Annotated in this window: 12 protein-coding genes; 10 read left to right on the forward strand and 2 right to left on the reverse strand. The window is 66.1% G+C overall.

Annotated features, from left to right (window positions below; genetic code table 11):
• Positions 1–289: 289 nt before the first annotated feature.
• From ACERNI_RS16015 to dksA, 5 genes are all read left to right on the forward strand, one after another.
• Entirely contained in the window at positions 290–1,336 is a 1,047-nt protein-coding gene (locus ACERNI_RS16015) for an alcohol dehydrogenase (RefSeq protein WP_448834257.1), read from the forward strand.
• A 392-nt stretch (positions 1,337–1,728) separates the two neighbouring features.
• Complete coding sequence (locus ACERNI_RS16020) at positions 1,729–2,070, forward strand: hypothetical protein (RefSeq protein WP_448834258.1); 342 nt, start codon at positions 1,729–1,731, stop codon at positions 2,068–2,070.
• Between the two features lie 511 nt (positions 2,071–2,581).
• Positions 2,582–3,961 (forward strand): MBOAT family O-acyltransferase, encoded by a 1,380-nt coding sequence (locus tag ACERNI_RS16025; protein ID WP_448834259.1) that lies wholly within the window; start codon positions 2,582–2,584, stop codon positions 3,959–3,961.
• A gap of 7 nt (positions 3,962–3,968) precedes the next feature.
• Positions 3,969–4,961: a hypothetical protein gene (locus ACERNI_RS16030; protein WP_448834260.1), complete on the forward strand. Its 993-nt coding sequence runs from the start codon at positions 3,969–3,971 to the stop codon at positions 4,959–4,961.
• A gap of 458 nt (positions 4,962–5,419) precedes the next feature.
• The gene (gene dksA, locus ACERNI_RS16035; RefSeq protein ID WP_448834261.1) at positions 5,420–5,839 is read left to right on the forward strand and encodes an RNA polymerase-binding protein DksA; all 420 of its coding nucleotides are present in this window, start codon (positions 5,420–5,422) and stop codon (positions 5,837–5,839) included.
• Positions 5,840–6,082: 243 nt separating this feature from the next.
• Here dksA and ACERNI_RS16040 read toward each other — a convergent pair whose 3' ends face one another.
• Positions 6,083–7,918, reverse strand: coding sequence for a hypothetical protein (locus ACERNI_RS16040; protein WP_448834262.1), 1,836 nt, complete (start codon positions 7,916–7,918; stop codon positions 6,083–6,085).
• 462 nt (positions 7,919–8,380) lie between these two features.
• Here ACERNI_RS16040 and cckA point away from each other — a divergent pair, with 462 nt between their 5' ends.
• The 3 genes from cckA (at position 8,381) to alaS (ending at position 15,162) form a co-directional block, all read left to right on the forward strand.
• Complete coding sequence (gene cckA, locus ACERNI_RS16045; RefSeq protein WP_448834263.1) at positions 8,381–10,951, forward strand: cell cycle histidine kinase CckA; 2,571 nt, start codon at positions 8,381–8,383, stop codon at positions 10,949–10,951.
• A gap of 263 nt (positions 10,952–11,214) precedes the next feature.
• Positions 11,215–12,300 carry a recombinase RecA gene (gene recA, locus ACERNI_RS16050; protein WP_448834264.1) on the forward strand — a complete coding sequence of 362 codons (1,086 nt, stop codon included), beginning with the start codon at positions 11,215–11,217 and terminating at the stop codon, positions 12,298–12,300.
• 210 nt (positions 12,301–12,510) lie between these two features.
• Positions 12,511–15,162: an alanine--tRNA ligase gene (gene alaS / locus ACERNI_RS16055; protein ID WP_448834265.1), complete on the forward strand. Its 2,652-nt coding sequence runs from the start codon at positions 12,511–12,513 to the stop codon at positions 15,160–15,162.
• Between the two features lie 206 nt (positions 15,163–15,368).
• Here the strand turns inward: alaS and ACERNI_RS16060 are convergent, their stop codons facing one another.
• Positions 15,369–15,620: a GlsB/YeaQ/YmgE family stress response membrane protein gene (locus tag ACERNI_RS16060; protein ID WP_448834266.1), complete on the reverse strand. Its 252-nt coding sequence runs from the start codon at positions 15,618–15,620 to the stop codon at positions 15,369–15,371.
• 386 nt (positions 15,621–16,006) lie between these two features.
• Between ACERNI_RS16060 and ACERNI_RS16065 the strand changes: the two genes are divergently transcribed.
• Complete coding sequence (locus ACERNI_RS16065; RefSeq protein ID WP_448834267.1) at positions 16,007–16,576, forward strand: NnrU family protein; 570 nt, start codon at positions 16,007–16,009, stop codon at positions 16,574–16,576.
• Positions 16,577–16,674: 98 nt separating this feature from the next.
• Positions 16,675–17,502, forward strand: a complete 828-nt coding sequence (panB, locus tag ACERNI_RS16070) for a 3-methyl-2-oxobutanoate hydroxymethyltransferase (protein ID WP_448834268.1) — start codon at positions 16,675–16,677, stop codon at positions 17,500–17,502.
• Positions 17,503–17,601 lie beyond the last annotated feature (99 nt).

Here is a 17,601-nt window from a genome sequence, read left to right on the forward strand (position 1 = left end):
TGGTCCCGGAGTCTGGTTGTCCCGGGGGCTGGTGGGCCAGCCCTGGATGCCGCGCTTGCGTCGCCGCATCCCTTATATGTGTATTTAATGCATGCCGCCCGAAAGTGGAAACGCCGGGCCCGAACGGCCCTGCAGGAATATGTCGCGCTGGCGAAGCATGGCGGACTGTGCCCGTTGCGGCGAAAGTCGCGTGAAAAACCTGGCGCGCGGGCCGGGCCAGAGGCTTGCCCAAACGTGCGTTCGCCATCATGAATACGCCACCAGTTTCTGTATCGGGAGGAAATCCACAATGAGAAGTTATCGCCTGGCCGAATTTGGAGCGCCTCTCGAGACGGTGGACCTCGAAACGCCGACCCCCGAGGGCAAGCAGGTTCTGTTGAAGGTGAAAGCTTCGGGCGTTTGCCATAGCGATATCCACATCTGGGAAGGCAGCTACGACCTCGGCGGCGGTCGCAAGATGCAGATGCGGGGCATCCCGCTGCCCCTGACCATGGGTCACGAGACTGTCGGCGAAGTGGTCGCCGTCGGGCCAGAGGCCGAGGGCGTGAAGATTGGCGAAACCCGCCTGGTGTTCCCGTGGATTGGCTGTGGACATTGCAGCATCTGCGCCGCTGGCGACGAGCACCTGTGCAACCGGCCCAAGGCGCTGGGCGTGAGCTGCGACGGCGGCTATGCCGACCACATCGTGGTGTCCGATCCGAAGTACCTGCTCGACATCACCGGCATCGCGCCCGACGTCGCGGCGCCGTACGCCTGCTCGGGCCTTACCACCTATAGCGCCCTGAAGAAGTTCAGCGACTTCCTCTCGACCGACCCGATCCTGATTCTCGGCGCTGGCGGCCTCGGCCTGATGGCCCTGACCCTGCTGAAGGCGATGAACGCGAAGGGCGCCGTGGTGGTCGATATCGACCCGGCCAAGCGCGAGGCCGCTGTGGCAGCCGGCGCCATCGCCGCCATCGATCCCACCGCGCCGGACGCGGTGAAGCAGATCATGGCCGCTGCTGGCGGCGGTGTGCGCGGCGCGCTCGACCTGGTCGGCAACACCGCCACCACTTCGCTGGGCTTCGATGCGCTCGGCAAGGGCGGCAAGCTGGTCATCGTTGGCCTGTTCGGCGGTCAGGCCAACTGGTCGCTGCCGATGTTCCCGATCAAGGCGGCCACCGTGCAGGGCTCGTTCGTCGGCAGCCTCGCCGAACTGCATGAGCTGATCGACCTGGTGAAGGCCGGCAAGGTTCCCACCGTGCCGCTGATCCATCGTCCGCTGAAGGACGTGGCGGCGACGCTTGAGGACCTGCGCCTTGGCCGCATTGTCGGCCGCGCCGTTCTGACGCCCTGATGAAGGCGCCGCGTGCTTCGCGGTTTCAGGGCAAGCGCATGTTCGGGAAAAGTGGCCGCCACTTTTCGTGAAGGGCGCGCGCCAGCAGCCCGCGGATGCGCCAGGCCGGAGAGACGGCGTTTCGGGTGACGCAGATGTCACCGGAAGCGCCGGGGCGCCGAAGCTCGCGCCGGGAGCATGGCAGCAAATCCGGCTTGGGAAGGGCGGGGAAAGGTGGGGCAAGCGGCCTGCCGTTGGCGCCGTTCCAGACATTGTGAACGGGCCGGGGTTGCCTGTATCATCTGATTCGCGTTGCCCGGCCGTCGCGCCGGACGACGCTTCCCTGTTTTCCCGAGCCGGCCGGCGCGGCGTCGCGACGCCAGCCGCCGGTATCCCAGACAGGACGTGACTACATGTTGAGCATGAACAGTCGCACGTTGACCGTCGCCGGGCTGGCCATTCTGGCGGGCGCTCCCGCCCTGGCGAGCGGACCCGTCAGCCAGCCGCATCCGGCGGTGGAGCGTCCTGCAGCGCATGCGCCCGTCCGCCCGGCCCAGGCAGATGACATGCAGGCGCTGATTGAGGCGACGCGCGAAATCGCCCGGTCGACGGGCGCCGCTGCGGACAGCATTGGCATGGACGCTGACCGGCTCAGCGGCATCCTGATGCGGCTCGACCGGATCGAGGCCCGCGTCAAACGCCTTGACCAGCCCGCCAGCCATCCAGCGACGGGCGCCGCGCCAGGGTGGCGCTGAGCCGGAGCTGGGGTCGCGGCTGGGGTCAGGGGAGCCTGAGACGTCCGCGAGTGCGCCCCCGGGCCCCCTGATTGTCCAGGGCGTTGCCGCAGGCGTCGGGACTGTTCCGGAGCCCGGGTTTTGCTTTTGGTGAACAGGATGCGTCAGGCAGCCCGGTCGGGCGCATCACCATGTCGGCCAACGCAGGCCCAAGGCCTGGCTGGACGGATTTGACATTTGCGCCGCGCACTTCTTCACCCTGGGCGCCTGTCAACTTCGTGAATTCCGCCAGACAGCCAATGTGTTGCCAATGGCATTTCTGGCCAGGCGCGCACGCCGTTCCCTTTGGCGGGGGGGCGGACGCCGTCGCCAGCCCTGCCATGCATGGTGCGCCCGCGCGGCGCAAGAATCTGGCTCCGCTCACGAAGCGGAACATGCCCGTTGCCTATGGTGGGGGCCGGCTCCCACGGTTCGGCGTGATCGTTCCCACGATCGCTCCGGAGCGTGTCCGGTCCCCGGAGATCCGTCCGGAATGCTATTCAATTCGTTCATTTTCCTGCTGCTGTTCCTGCCGTTTTCCCTGCTTGTGCATTGGCTCGCCGAACGTTTCCGGCCGGAATGGCGCCTGCCGTTGCTGCTGTTGCTGTCTTTCGCATTCTACAGTTACTGGGACTGGCGTTTCGCGCCGCTGCTGGCGGCGTCTATTGGGCTCAATTGGGTGTTGGCGCGCATTTTCTGCCAGGCGCGTCTTGGCTGGCTGATCACTTTGGCGATTTGCGTCAATCTGCTAGTGCTTGGCGTGTTCAAATACGCCGGCTTTTTCGCCAGTTTCATTCCCGGCATAACCATGAAGGGCGTCGATGTTTTCGGCTCGGGCGATGCCTTGCCGCTTGGCATCTCATTCTTCACCTTCCACCACGTCATGTATCTGGTGGACTTGCGCGCTGGCCGCGCGCCCCAGGTCGGGCTGGTAAAATACGGTCTTTACATCGCCTTCTTCCCGCAGGTTCTGGCGGGTCCGCTGGTGCGCTGGAGCGAGATCCTGCACCAGTTCGACGGTCGGCCCTATGCCCGCTCCGACGCGGCGGAGCGTTTCGCGCGCGGGCTGCTGCTGCTGTGCGCCGGCCTTGCCAAGAAGGTGCTGATTGGCGATCCGCTGGCGGCGTATGTGAACCCGGTTTTTCAGGAAGCGGCCAACGGCGGCGTCATCACCCTTGTCCAGGGCTGGCAGGCCACGCTGGCCTTTACCTTCCAGATTTATTTCGATTTTTCCGGATACACCGACATGGCGCTGGGCATTGCGCTGCTGTTCGGCGTTGTGCTGCCACAGAACTTCGAGACGCCATACCGCTCCCTGTCGCTGCAGGATTTCTGGCGGCGCTGGCACATGACCCTGTCGCGGTTCCTGCGCGACTATCTGTACATTCCGCTTGGCGGCAACCGCCACGGCCTGCCGTTGCAAATGGGCGCGCTGTTCATCACCATGGCGCTCGGCGGCCTCTGGCATGGCGCGGGCATGACCTTTGTGGCGTGGGGCGCCGCCCATGGCCTCGCGCTCGGCGTTGGCCTGTTGTGGCGCCGGGCTGGTCTGCCCATGCCGGCGACGCTGGGCTGGTTGCTGACGTTCCTGTTCGTGGTCTTCACCTGGGTGCTGTTCCGGGCCGGAAGCTTTGACGCGGCGTTGCGCATCTATGAGGGCATGCTCGGCCTGACGTCGATTGGCGCCGGCTTCAAATGGCGGGCCATTGCCATCGCCGCAGCGGTTGCGCTCATTGGCCCAACCGCCTGGGTCGCGGTCCACAAGGCGCCGCCGTCGCGCGTGCTCGCCGTCGTTGTGGCGATCGCGTTCACGCTCATCCTGTTCAAGATCGGCGACGATGCCAACTATGAGTTCATCTACTTCCAGTTCTGACGGCGGGATGCCGTCGCGCGATCCGGGGCGCTGGCGGCGTTTCTCGGTAATCCTCGTCGTCGCGGCGGCGGCGACGCTCGCCGGGGCGATCGGCGGCGTCATTCTGCTGGATCCCTACGACACGGGGCGGTTTACGCCGTTGGGCCCCCAAGGCATGGCGGCCGGGCCGCCGTGGCAGGTCAACGCCAGCCGCGCCCGCGATCCGCGCTTCGACTCGGCTGTGTTCGGCAATTCGCGCGTCCAGATGCTGGAGCCGGCGCGTCTCGATGCGGCGACGGGCGGCCGCTTTGTCAATCTGGCAATCCAGGGCGCGGCGCCGCCGGAAACGGAGCTGGTGTTTGAAAGCTTCCTGCGTCACCATCCGGAGCCCAGGGCCATTGTGATCGGCCTCGATGAATGGTGGTGCCGCGCCAGCCAAAAGCGTGGCGACAGGTTTCCTTACTGGCTCTACGCTTCTGACGCGGGGGAGTATTTGCGCGGCCTCGTGCGATACCAGACGCTGGAGTATGTCACCCGCCGTCTCGGCGTGTTGCGCGGCTCCGTCGCCATGGCCCGCCCGGATGGCTACTGGGACTACACCCCCCTCTATGAGGGCATGAGCAAAGCGGAGGCAGCCCAGCAGCGGATGCGCGCCGCACCCGCGCCGCGCCCGGCCGCCAGCGACAATCCCGAAAACATCTTTCCAGCCGTCGCCAGGCTGAAGCGCATGCTGGATGCCTTGCCAGGCGGCGCGTCCGTGGCGCTGGTCTGGCCGCCCACCCATGTCAGCCATCAACCGGCCGCCGGTTCCGGCGCCGATGTGACCCTGCGGCAATGCCAGGCGGCGTTGTATGAAATTGCCGGCGCGCGCCCCGGCGTGACGATCGTGGATTGGGGCGGCGCCAGGGATTTCAATTACCAGGCCGCCAATTTTCACGACGAAACCCATTACCGGAAAACCCTGGCGGAACAACTGGCCGACGCGGTCGCCGCCGGATTGTCGCCAAAGCCGGGCGGGTGATCCTGGACGCATGCAGGCCCGGTCGCCTGGTCAATCAGCGGCCCCCGGATCAGGCAGGCTGAGGCGCACCTGGTGCAGGCTTGCCGTGGCAGTGCTCATGCGGGAGAGGCGCCCTCCGCATTGCCGCGATGGCGCGATGGCGCAATGGCGCGCCAAATCGCACGGGCTGGGCGCGCCGCCCTCCTGAAGCCCGAACGGAGGCGATTCGCAGGCCCTGAAAAGGAGCGGACGGATCTGACGCTGTTTCTCCGTTGGAGGGGCCGCAGCTGGCGGTTCCCGAAAACCAAAGGCAGGCAACGGGAACTGGTCAAAATGTCATTTGTTATGACGCTCGTGCAAAGGGATGCGTTGTCGCGACGTCACGCAGCGTCTATACAGCCTCCCTGCATGAGCCCGGGGAGGGCCGGATCCTTGATCTGGCCATGTGCTCCTCGCGGGTCCAGGAGAGAACAGCGGCTATGGCGAACGTAACGATAAGCGCGGAATACCGGCCATCCGAAAACGAGCCGTTCATGGGTGAGCGCCAGAGAGAGTATTTCCGGCGCAAGCTACTCGACTGGAAGGACGAGATTCTGAGGGAGAGCCGGGAAACCCTGGCGACGTTGCAAAAGGAAAACGAGAACCATCCGGATGTGGCCGACCGCGCTTCCTCCGAGACGGACCGGGCGATCGAGCTGCGGGCGCGCGACCGGCAGCGCAAGCTGATCTCCAAGATCGAGGACGCCCTGCAGCGTATCGAAGACGGCACTTATGGCTATTGTGAGGAGACCGGCGAGCCGATCTCCCTGAAGCGGCTGGAGGCGCGCCCGATCGCGACCCTGTCGCTGGAAGCCCAGGAGCGCCACGAGCGCAATGAGCGGGTGCATCGGGACGATTGACGCCAGGTCGCGAAGATGCTGGCGCATCCATGACCTGACAGGCCGAGGCCTGATGGGCTGGCGCCGGGTTTGACCATGACCGCCTCGCCGTTGTCGCGACGGCAGCCAGGGCGCGTGATATCCGGTTTCGACGCCGCCACCAGCCGCCATGCTGGTTGAACCGCCTGACCGCACATATCTTGTGAGCATGAAAAAGGCCGGGTTTTCACCCGGCCTTTTTGTTTGGTCGCAGCTTGCGGGGCCTCAGCCCTTCCGGGGCGGCGAGCGTCCCAGCAGCCGGGCGAACTCGGCCTCGATCGCCTCGGGAGACAGCGGATCGAGCGCTGGTTTCTCATCGGCTTTGTTGCCGGCGCTATCATCAGTCTTGCCAGACGCTGCAGGGGCGGCGGCCTGCGCGCTGGTCTGCGCTGGCCTGGTCGCGGCGGCGGCAGGCGCTGCGGCGGCAGCCGGCTTGCTCTCCGGGAAATCAAACGACAGGTCTGGCAGGTCAACCTTTGAAACCGGCGCAGCGGAGGCTGATGCCGTCGTGGAGGGCGGCGGTGACTTTTCGGCTGCCGGCGTTTCGGGCGGACGCGCCGCAGGCGCTGCTGGAGAGGGAGCTGCCGCAGCTTCTGCTGCCGGCGCATTCACTGGCGCCGGTTCGCTTGCCGGAGCCGGCCGCGATGAGGTGGGGCGCAAGCCGGCGAGGTCAAGACGCAGGGAGGCCAGCGAGCTCATGGGGCGCGGCGCCGGGGTTTCCGCCGCAGGCTCAACAGGGGGCGGCGCTGATGCGGTTGCGGCCGGAGCCGGAGCCGGTTTGGCGGCCTGGGGCGATGCCGATGGCGCAGGATTGTTCAGGGCATCCTGCAATTGCCGCTCCATATCATTCAGCACGCGCGGATCAATGGCCGTCCGTCCGGCAGGCGCAGCGGCTGGCGGCGTTGCGGTGGACGGCGCCGAGGCGGCTGGCGTCTCGCTGGTTGCCGCAGGTCTGGGCGTGGCCTGGGTTGCGGCAGACGCCTGGGGGGCGGTTGGGCGCTGCGGCGCCGATGACTGGCCAGACGGCGCGGTCGTGGGCGCCGGGCCGAAGCCTGGGCGACCTGCGGGCTGCGTCTGACCCGCGGGCTGCGCCTGGGCGCGGGCCGCAACGGGAGCGGCGGGCCCACTGGCCGGCGGCCGGACCCCTGGAGGCGGATTGAAGCCAGGCGCGGCGGGCCGGCCTGCCGGCGGCCTGGCCGGAGCTGGCGCCATGGAGCCCGCCGGTCGCTGGCCCGCAGGCTGGATGGTTGCCGGGGCCGGGCGGCCCTGCGGGGCGGGGGCGGGCTGCGGCGCCGGAGCGCGGACTTCTGGCGCTGCTGGCCCGGAAGCTTGTGGAGAAGCGGCTTGCGGCGCGGGCGCGGGGCGGGCGGCGGTGGGCGTCATCGACGGAGCTGATGGAGCCCGGGCCGGCGCGGCTGGAGCCGGCGTGGCCTGGACAGGCGCAACCGGGACAGGCGCAACCGTGGCAGGCGCAGCTGGGGTTGGCGCGAACGGGGCGGGCGACGGGGCAACTGGCGGCGCAGCTGGCGTTGGCCGCGCTGCTGCCTGGGCAGGAGTTGCCGGCGTGGTGGCTGGCGTGAGCGGCGCTGGCGCCGGGGCCGGGGCCGCCCCTGGCGCGCCCTGACGAAGCAGGTGATCAACGCTGGGCAGACGGGTTTCACTGCGCGGCTCGGGCGCGCGCGGCGGCTGCGGCCGCGCCTCGTCGGGGCGGGTTTCGCCGCGACCTGCTTCAGACGCCTCGGAGGCGTCCGCCGGATCACTGGCGACCGGCGGCGCGCTGCGTCGCCCTTCGCCGCGAATGATGGCGCTTTCGATCACCACGTCCGATGCGCCGCCGATCATCACCAGATGCTCGACATGGTCGCGGCGCACCAGCACCAGCTGGCGCTGGTCGTCAAGATCATAGACGTCCACGACGCCCAGCCGGGGTTGCCGCGATCGCGGCCCCTGGGCGGCGGCGCGCTTGCGACCTGACGTGATGCGCCGCAGCACGAAAGCGAGGATCATCACCACCACAAGGATGATGATGAAGGCTAACAGGAATTGCGCGGCGTTTGTCATCTCTGATCCGGACATCGGTTGCTCGGGCGGTTGCTGTCGCAAACCGGCGAACCGTCCGGCGACAACATACGTGAGGCGCAGTTTTTCATGATCAGGGTTAATCGACGGTTGACAGGCCGGCAACCAGGATTCGAATGCGAAAGCAGAAAACGTGAACCTTTCGGCAGGCTTCTTCGATTAAGGTGAATGCACGGATTAACTTCAGGCGTCGCGCGCCTCATCGTCTGTTGCGCAGACTGCGCATGAATGGCCGCCGGGACGTTGCCATTTTGGCCGCGATCCTGCTTCTGGCAGCGGGCGCGGCGGCAGCCGCGGCCAGACGGCGGGGCGCGTCGCCACGCGCGCGGCCGGGAGACAGCCTGGCCGTCTCCAGCTGTAGCGATTGTCAGGACGTCAATGACCAGTTCACTGTTCCGAACGCACATGGCGCAATCCGCGGCGGACGCGCAGGACGCCGATATCATGCGCGCGTCTGGCGCGCGTGCGCCAGACGAACGGCGGAACTTCTGGCGGGTCAATGGCATGGCCTTGCCCCTGCTGGTTTTCTCCATGGCGTTCATCGCCGCGGCTGTCTGGCTGGCGACCCTGGCCCCGACGAACGCGCGCTCGCTCGTCATCGGCCTGCTCGCCGTTCTCGCGGTGGTTGGCATTTTCGCCCTGTTTGGTTTTGCCGTCGGCTTTTTTCAGCTGGCGCGCGGCGTTTCGCGCCCAACGCGGCTTGCCCGCGCCATCGTCGATGGTTCGCCAGCGGGCCATGCGGTGGCGGACAGCCATGGCGACGTGATCTGGTGCAACGACGCCTGGCGCGCCCTGGTCGGGGGCGGAGGCGATCAGCCGGCTTCGCTGGAGCGCGCATCGCGCCATGCGCCCGAGATCAGCGAGGCGCTTTACCGGCTGGCGCAAACCGCCCGACAGGGGCGCGTCGCCCATGACGAACTCAGATTTCTTGGCGCCTCCGGCAATGGCGACGACGCCAGCTTCGCCAGGGAGGCCGGCTCTTTTTCCCAGGCCTCCAGTGCCGTCGCATCCTGGCGACGGGTGGAGGTTCGCATGCTTGGGACCGGCCGCAAGGCGCCTTTGCTGTGGACAGTGACCGATGTCACCGCTGACCGCGACCGTCAGGAGCGGATGTTCCAGGAGCTGCAGCACGCCATTGATTTTCTCGATCAGGCGCCGGCTGGCTTCCTCTCCATCGAAGGCGATGGCGACATTGGCTACATGAACGCCACGCTGGCCGGCTGGCTGGGGATTGACCTCGCCAGCGCCGGCGCCGGCGGCGCCCGGCTGGACGATATCGTGGCCCGGGGCGCCTCCGCGCAATTGCTGGCTGCGCCGACGGCGGGAGATGGGGGCGGCGGGACCGAAACGCTCGATCTCGATCTGCGCCGGCGCGACGGCCATATCCTGCCGGTGCGGGTGATGCACCGCACGCCGGTCGATGCAAACGGGCGGCGCCTGTCGTCGCGCACGCTGGTGCTCAACCGCTCCTCCGGCCGCCCGTCCACCGGCGAGACGTCAGAGGCGCAACGCCAGGCGGAAGTTCGCTTCGCCCGCTTCTTCAACAACACCCCCGTGGCAATCGCCACCATTGCTGGCGACGGCTCCATATTGCAGAGCAACGCTTCGTTCTCGCGACTGTTTCCAGCCGAGGTTGTGGCCGGCGGCGTTGCCGGCGTGGTGGCGGAAAAGGACGCGCCGCAGCTTGAAGCGGCGCTGCGGGCAGCCGCGCGTCAGGAAGACGTGGCGCCGTTTGACGCGCAGATCGCCGGCGACGGGGGCAGGTCCGCGCGGTTCTATGTGAGCAGCGTCGACGATGCCGAAGGCGAGGGCGAAGCGGCGATCATCTATGCGCTGGACACCACCGAGCAGCGCGCCCTTGAGGCGCAGTTTGCCCAGGCCCAGAAAATGAACGCGGTCGGCCAGCTCGCCGGCGGCGTGGCGCATGACTTCAATAACGTGCTGCAGGCCATCATTGGTTTCAGCGACCTGCTGCTGGCCAAGCATCGCCCGACAGACCCGTCCTTCCAGGACATCATGCAGATCAAGGGCAACGCCAACCGCGCCGCGGCGCTGGTGCGGCATCTGCTGGCGTTCTCGCGCCGCCAGACGCTGCGGCCACAGGTCATGCAGGTAGGCGACGTGCTGGCGGACGTTTCCCTGCTGCTCAAGCGGCTGCTGGGCGAGCGCGTCGACCTCGACGTGCATCACGGGCGCGATATCTGGCCAGTAAAGGCCGACATCAACCAGTTTGAACAGGTCATCATGAACCTGTCGGTCAACGCGCGAGACGCCATGCCGGAAGGCGGCAAGGTGTCGATCCGCACCAGCAATGTCACGGCGACGGAAGCCCGGCGCTACGATGACAGCATGCCGGCGGCCGACTACGTGATGATTGAGGTGAGCGATACCGGCGTTGGCATGCCCCCGGAAGTCATGGTCCAGATCTTCGAGCCCTTCTTCACGACCAAGGAAGTAGGCAAGGGCACGGGCCTCGGCCTGTCGACCGTGTATGGCATCGTCAAGCAGACGGACGGCTTCATCCTGTGCGACAGCGAACTGGGCAAGGGCACGACCTTCCGCATCTTCCTGCCGCGCCATGTGGCGGAAGAGCCGCCGGTGAAGGCTGAAGGCGCGGTTGTCGCCCGGCAGCCCGCCGCCGACCTTACCGGGCGCGGCGTTATCCTGCTGGTGGAAGATGAAGAGGCCGTGCGCGCCTTTGCTTCCCGCGCCCTGTCAACCCGCGGCTATACGGTGCTGGAGGCAGCCTCCGGTCGCGAGGCGATCAGCCTGCTGGAAGAGCGGGGCGAGCCGGTTGATCTCGTCGTCTCCGATGTGGTCATGCCTGAAATGGATGGGCCGTCATTGCTGCGCGAACTGCGCGCCCGCGATATTCAGGCGCGCATCGTGTTCGTATCCGGCTATGCCGAAGACGCCTTCCGCAAGAACCTGCCGGAAGGGGAGGCGTTCGTTTTCCTGCCCAAGCCCTTCAGCCTCAAACAACTCATCGAGGCCGTGAAGGCGCAGATGGAGTAAAGCCAGGCGCAGCGGCGCAGCATGCGTGAAAATCCAGAGGCATGACGCCGGAAATTTACCCGGCGTCATACCGGGCGCGCGTCGTTGCGTCGCTCTGCCCCGCAGTAAGCCGCACGATGCCCGGGCGTCATCTCGCCTGACGGAAAAAGCCTTTACACGCAATATGAACTTGAGAACAAATATTGAACATGATACATGGAACATATAGAGTACAAACAACGCGTTGAAGCCGCCCGACGCGTCATGCCATAAGGGACAGGACAATGTCGCAATCCGCGCTCAGGCTCGTTGAAGGTTCCTCCATGGACAAGACAAAGGCGCTCGACGCAGCGCTTTCCCAGATCGAGCGGTCGTTTGGCAAAGGCTCCATCATGCGCCTTGGCAAGAACGATCGTCCCGTTGAGATCGAAACGGTGTCAACCGGCTCTCTCGGGCTTGATATCGCTTTGGGCGTTGGCGGCCTGCCGCGCGGCCGCATCATTGAGGTTTACGGCCCGGAATCGTCGGGCAAGACCACGCTGGCGCTGCACACCATTGCCGAGGCCCAGAAAAAAGGCGGCGTTTGCGCTTTCGTTGACGCCGAGCACGCGCTGGACCCGGTTTACGCCCGCAAGCTGGGCGTCAAGCTGGATGACCTGCTGATTTCCCAGCCGGACACCGGAGAGCAGGCGCTGGAGATCGCCGATACGCTGGTGCGTTCCGGCGCTATCGACGTGCTGGTGATCGACTCGGTGGCGGCCCTGACGCCGCGCGCCGAAATCGAAGGCGAGATGGGCGAGGTGCAGCCGGGTCTTCAGGCGCGCCTGATGAGCCAGGCCCTGCGCAAGCTTACCGGCTCGATCTCGCGCTCCAACACCATGGTCATCTTCATCAACCAGATTCGCATGAAGATTGGCGTGATGTACGGTTCGCCGGAAACCACGACGGGCGGCAACGCGCTGAAGTTCTACGCCTCGGTCCGCCTCGACATCCGCCGCACTGGCGCGATCAAGGACCGTGACGAAGTCACCGGCAACTCGACGCGCGTCAAGGTGGTGAAGAACAAGGTGGCGCCGCCTTTCAAGCAGGTCGAATTCGACATCATGTATGGCGAGGGCATTTCCAAGCTGGGCGAACTGATTGATCTGGGCGTCAAGGGCGGCATCGTCGACAAGTCGGGCGCCTGGTTCTCCTACGACAGCCAGCGTCTGGGACAGGGGCGCGAGAACGCCAAGACGTTCCTGCGGCAGAACCCCGAGATCGCCGACCGCATTGAGGCTGCCATTCGCCAGAACGCCGGTCTCCTTGCTGAACGTATTCTGGAGAATATCGATCCTTCAGAAGATGAACTGGATGAAGGCGAGGCCTGATGCTGACGCCGGCGGATGATGATCCGCCGGCGTTTCTGCTTTATCCGTCATGCGCGGACGTTGGCTGGCGCTGGACCGTTGAGCGCATGTTGGCCACTGGCGCATCACTCCGGTTTCCAATCTCGACAAGGGCGCGTCGCCTCACTAGAAGACGTGTGCTGAAGGGGTGGCGACCGGCCGTCCTGCATCTGTCCCGAGTGCGTGTTTCTGATGAGCGGCGTCAACGAAATTCGATCGACCTTCCTCGATTACTTTGCCAGGAACGGCCATGAAGTCGTGCCGTCGGCTCCGCTCGTTCCCCGGAACGATCCAACGCTGATGTTCACCAACGCCGGCATGGTTCCGTTCAAGAACGTGTTCACGGGCGCCGAAAAGCGGCCCTATGTGCGGGCGACGTCCTCGCAGAAGTGTGTGCGCGCCGGCGGCAAGCACAACGATCTCGACAATGTCGGTTACACGGCCCGCCATCACACCTTCTTCGAGATGCTGGGCAACTTCTCTTTCGGCGACTATTTCAAGGAAAACGCCATCGAGCTGGCGTGGAGCCTGGTCACCAGAGAGTTCGGCCTTCCCGAGAGCAAGCTGCTCGTCACCGTCTATTCCGAGGACGATGAGGCGTATGGTCTCTGGCGCAAGATCGGCCTGCCCGAAAGCAAGATCATCCGCATCTCCACCTCGGACAATTTCTGGATGATGGGCGACACTGGCCCCTGCGGGCCGTGCTCGGAAATCTTCTATGACCACGGCGACCACATCCCTGGCGGCCCGCCCGGTAGCCCGGATGAGGACGGCGACCGTTTCATCGAGATCTGGAATCTCGTGTTCATGCAGTTTGACCAGCTGGCGCCGGGTGAGCGGTTGAGCCTGCCGCGTCCGTCCATCGATACCGGCATGGGGCTGGAGCGGATTTCCGCAGTCCTGCAGGGCACCCACGACAATTATGCCACCGACATGATGCGCGCGCTCATCATGGCTGTGGCCAATCTGACCGGCGTCGATCCAGATGGCCCCCAGGGCGTCAGTCACCGGGTCATCGCCGACCATCTGCGCGCCTGTTCGTTCCTGATCGCCGACGGCGTGCTGCCCTCCAATGAGGGCCGGGGCTATGTGCTGCGCCGCATCATGCGCCGCGCCATGCGCCACGGCCAGTTGCTTGGCGCCCGCGAGCCGCTGATGTGGCGGCTGTTCCCGGCGCTGAAGCGCGAGATGGGCGAGGCGTTCCCCGAGCTTGGCCGCGCCGAGGCGCTGATCACCGAGACGCTGCGACTGGAGGAAGTCCGCTTCCGCCGCACCCTTGAGCGGGGCCTCGCCATTCTGGAGGACGAGACCCGTGATCTGCGCGAGGGCGATCGCCTGTCCGGCGAGACCGCGTTCACCCTTTACGACACCTATGGCTTCCCGCTTGACCTGACCCAGGACGCCTTGCGCGCCCGTGGCGTTGGCGTTGATACCAATGCGTTTGACAGCGCCATGCAGCGTCAGCGCGAACTGGCGCGCGCCAATTGGTCTGGTTCGGGCGAGGCCGCGACCGATCGCGTCTGGTTCGGCATCCGTGAGCGCGTCGGCGCCACCGAATTCCTTGGCTATGACACCGAGCAGGCCGAGGGCAGCGTTGTTGCCCTGGTGCGCGACGGCGCCGAGATCGACGTCGTTCGCGCTGGCGAAACCGCGCAAGCGGTGTTCAACCAGACGCCGTTCTATGGCGAGTCTGGCGGTCAGGTGGGCGATGAGGGCGTCGCGGCCGGCGCCGGGTTCCGCGCCCGCATCACATCGACAGCGAAAAAGCTTGGCGATCTGTTGGTCCATGACGTGACGGTCGTGGAAGGCGAACTGCGGGTCGGCCAGGCGGCTGAACTGCAGGTGGATCACGAGCGTCGCCGCGCCATTCGCGCCAACCACTCCGCCACCCATCTGCTGCATGAAGCGCTGCGGCTGGTCCTGGGTGATCACGTGGCGCAGAAGGGCTCGTTGGTCACGCCAGAGCGGCTGCGTTTCGACATCAGCCACCCCAAGCCGATTTCTCCGGAAGAGCTGGCGCAGATTTCCGATATCGCCAACGATATCATCGTGCAGAACAGTCCGGTCGTCACCCGTTTGATGGCGGTGGATGAGGCGATCGAGTCTGGCGCCCGCGCCCTGTTTGGCGAGAAGTATGGCGATGAGGTTCGCGTTGTTTCCATGGGCCGGACGCTCGACGGGGCCAACCGCGATTTCTCCATTGAACTGTGCGGCGGCACGCATGTGGAGCGCACCGGCGACATCGGTCTGGTGACGGTGGTTGCGGAAGGCGGCGTCGCCGCTGGCGTGCGCCGCATCGAGGCCCTGACCGGCGCCTCGGCCCGCCGGCATCTCTCTGGCGAAAGCGCCCGGCTGCGTGATCTGGCGGCCCTGCTGAAGACACCGGTCGATGAGGCCGCCGGCCGCCTCGAGAGCCTGCTCGACGAGAAGCGCAAGCTCGAACGCGATCTGGCCGACGCCCGCAAGAAGCTGGCGATGGGCGGCGGTTCCGAGGGCGGCGGGGAGCCGGTGCGCGAAGTCAATGGCGTGAAGTATTTCGCCCGCGCCGTGGCTGGCGTGGAGATGAAGGACCTGAAGGGTCTCGTTGACGACGCCAAGAAGAAGGTTGGTTCTGGCGTGGTGGCGCTGGTCAGCGTCGCCGACGATGGCAAGGCCGCCATCGTCGTGGGCGTCACGCCGGATCTGGTCGATCGCTTTGACGCCATCACCCTTGTGCGGGCTGGCTCGGCGGCGCTTGGCGGCAAGGGCGGCGGCGGTCGCCCGGATATGGCCCAGGCCGGCGGCCCGGATGGCGCGGCGGCGGATGCGGCGCTGAAGGCGGTCGAAGGCGTCATCGCGGCCTGATCGCCTGAATGCTCCCCGGCGAGACAGGCAGGCGCGTTGCGTCCAGGGCCAGTCTGTGAGACCGGACCAGCAGGTAGAGAAGACCTCAGGTCCAGTATGTTGGCTGGTCGGCAGAGAACCTGATGAGTAAAAAAAGGCCTGGATGCATGCATCCAGGCCTTTTTGTTTCCGCCGCCGGTCATTGCAGCGGCGGAGCGGGCGTTGCCCTATCGTCGCACCGCCCGGGCAATGGCGATCAGGATACAGGCGCCAATAAATCCGGCGACCAGATAGCCAAGCCAGCCGCCGAGCGCCACGCCGACGAGGCTCAGCAACAGATTGGCGACAGCCGCGCCGACAATGCCGAGCACGATATTGAGCAGAACGCCGGTGTCGCTCTTCATGAACATTGAAGCGAACCATCCGGCAAAGCCACCAACGATGATGGCGGCGATCCAGCCAACCTGGGCAGTTCCCATTGCAAGCGCTCCTTTGCTGTGACCAGTCAACGTCAGGCGCGGCCTTTGGTTGCATGCACGATGATAGGGACGACAGTCTTTGTCAGGGCCGCGTGTCGGTCTGGAGTTCGACGCCTGATCGTCCCGCAAACCTGCCCGACGTGCAAGAAGTCTGTGATGGCGGGTTGCGTGGCGGGGCCGGTGCTTTAAACAGTATGCGGCTTCGCTTTGCAGCGCTCACGCTTTGGGGGCGTTTGCGAGGAAGGCTGGTTTCTGGCGCGCGCCACGCGCGTCGGGAATGCCCAGGTTCTGTATTGCACAAGTTCCATGGCGTTCCCGCGCCTTCCTGGTCAGGGGGCGTCCCGTGATCGCGTGTTTTGACAGGGGGCCGGTTCGCCGGTGGCGCAATGTTCAAGCTGGTCGCAGGTCTCGTATTGTTTTTCGCAGCCCATGCGCCCGCGGTCGCGCGGGGCGTGCGTGATCGCCTGCGCGCCGCGTGGGGCGTCGGGGGCTATCGCGGCGCCGTCAGCCTGCTGGCGCTGATTGGACTCGCGCTGATCGTCTGGGGCTTCCACGATTATCGCCAGGCTGGCTACATCCAGGTTTGGGATCCGCCGGTCTGGACCCGTCATCTGGCGTTTCTCATTAACCTGCCGGTTTTCATTCTCCTCATTGCCGCCTATACGCCCGGCCACATCAAGTCGCGCCTTGGCCATCCGATGCTCGCGGCGGTCAAGCTCTGGGCGCTGGCCCACCTGCTGGCCAATGGCGATCTGGGCGGCATGCTGTTGTTTGGCGCTTTCCTGGCCTGGGCGGTGCTGGCCCGCATCGCGGCGAAGCGCCGTGGCGAGCGCGCCGTGGTGGCCAATCCGTCATGGGTTGCGGATGCCATTGCCGTCGTAGGCGGCGTGGCGCTCTGGGCGTTGATGCTGACCCGTCTGCATACGCTGCTGATCGGCGTTCCCCTGCTGTCCTGAATTCCCGGCGGGCGGAATGACGCGCCGTCGCCGCTTCCCGCCGCGCGCCTCCCTTGCGCGGCGACCAAGCTCATCCCGTTTGTTGCGAGGCTGGTTCCATGTCACTTCAATCTGAAATCAAGCGCATCACGGCTCCGGATCTGCGGGCGCGCAAGGGGGGCGAGCCGATCGTGTCGCTCACCTCCTATCACGCGCATACGGCTGGCCTGCTTGATCGCTTCTGCGACATGATCCTCGTCGGCGATTCGCTTGGCATGGTGATGCACGGTCTGCCGTCCACGGTGCCCGTGACCCTTGAGATGATGATCCTGCAGGGCCTGGCGGTGATGCGCGGCTCGTCGCGGGCCCTGGTCACCGTTGACATGCCGTTCGGCTCCTATGAGGAGAGCCCGCAGCAGGCTTTCCGCTCGGCGTCCCGCATCGTCAAGGAAACCGGTTGCGGCGCCGTCAAGCTTGAAGGCGGCGTGCTCATGGCCGAGACCGTGGCCTTTCTGACCCGGCGCGGCATTCCGGTCATTGGCCACATCGGCATGACCCCGCAGTCGATCAACACCTTCGGTTCGTTCCGCGCCCGTGGCCGCGATGAGGCCGACTGGCCGGAAATCGAGGCGGATGCCCGCGCCATCGCCCAGGCTGGCGCCAGCGCCATTGTTATTGAGGCCGTGGCCGAGCCGCTGGCCGCCAAGATCACCGCCGACATCGACGTGCCGACCATCGGCATCGGCGCCTCCAACGCCTGCGACGGTCAGGTGCTGGTGCTGGAAGACATGCTCGGCCTCAGCCCCTGGGTGCCGAAGTTCGTCAAGCGCTATGCTGATCTGGGGCCGGCCATCGCCAGCGCCGTGGAGGCCTATGCCGACGAGGTGCGCTCGCGCGCCTTCCCGGCGAAGGAGCACACCTACCCCAAGAAGCAGACCAAGTCCTGAAGCCGGGGCGCTGAACCCGGACTGGGCCTGGAGGCGACGTCGCAGGCCAGCCAGCCCCGGTGGTTGGCGGTTTGCCCGCCGGGGTCGCTTCGCGCGGCG

The sequence above is a fragment of the Camelimonas sp. ID_303_24 genome (genome assembly GCF_053543495.1).

Coding starts and splice junctions, on each gene's coding strand:
- alaS (WP_448834265.1), top strand. CDS start 12,511: ATGAGCGGCGTCAACGAAATTCGATCGACCTTCCTCGATTACTTTGCC.
- ACERNI_RS16040 (WP_448834262.1), bottom strand. CDS start 7,918: ATGACAAACGCCGCGCAATTCCTGTTAGCCTTCATCATCATCCTTGTG.
- ACERNI_RS16015 (WP_448834257.1), top strand. CDS start 290: ATGAGAAGTTATCGCCTGGCCGAATTTGGAGCGCCTCTCGAGACGGTG.
- ACERNI_RS16065 (WP_448834267.1), top strand. CDS start 16,007: ATGTTCAAGCTGGTCGCAGGTCTCGTATTGTTTTTCGCAGCCCATGCG.
- dksA (WP_448834261.1), top strand. CDS start 5,420: ATGGCGAACGTAACGATAAGCGCGGAATACCGGCCATCCGAAAACGAG.
- panB (WP_448834268.1), top strand. CDS start 16,675: ATGTCACTTCAATCTGAAATCAAGCGCATCACGGCTCCGGATCTGCGG.
- ACERNI_RS16025 (WP_448834259.1), top strand. CDS start 2,582: ATGCTATTCAATTCGTTCATTTTCCTGCTGCTGTTCCTGCCGTTTTCC.
- cckA (WP_448834263.1), top strand. CDS start 8,381: ATGCGCGCGTCTGGCGCGCGTGCGCCAGACGAACGGCGGAACTTCTGG.
- ACERNI_RS16060 (WP_448834266.1), bottom strand. CDS start 15,620: ATGGGAACTGCCCAGGTTGGCTGGATCGCCGCCATCATCGTTGGTGGC.
- ACERNI_RS16030 (WP_448834260.1), top strand. CDS start 3,969: ATGCCGTCGCGCGATCCGGGGCGCTGGCGGCGTTTCTCGGTAATCCTC.
- ACERNI_RS16020 (WP_448834258.1), top strand. CDS start 1,729: ATGTTGAGCATGAACAGTCGCACGTTGACCGTCGCCGGGCTGGCCATT.
- recA (WP_448834264.1), top strand. CDS start 11,215: ATGTCGCAATCCGCGCTCAGGCTCGTTGAAGGTTCCTCCATGGACAAG.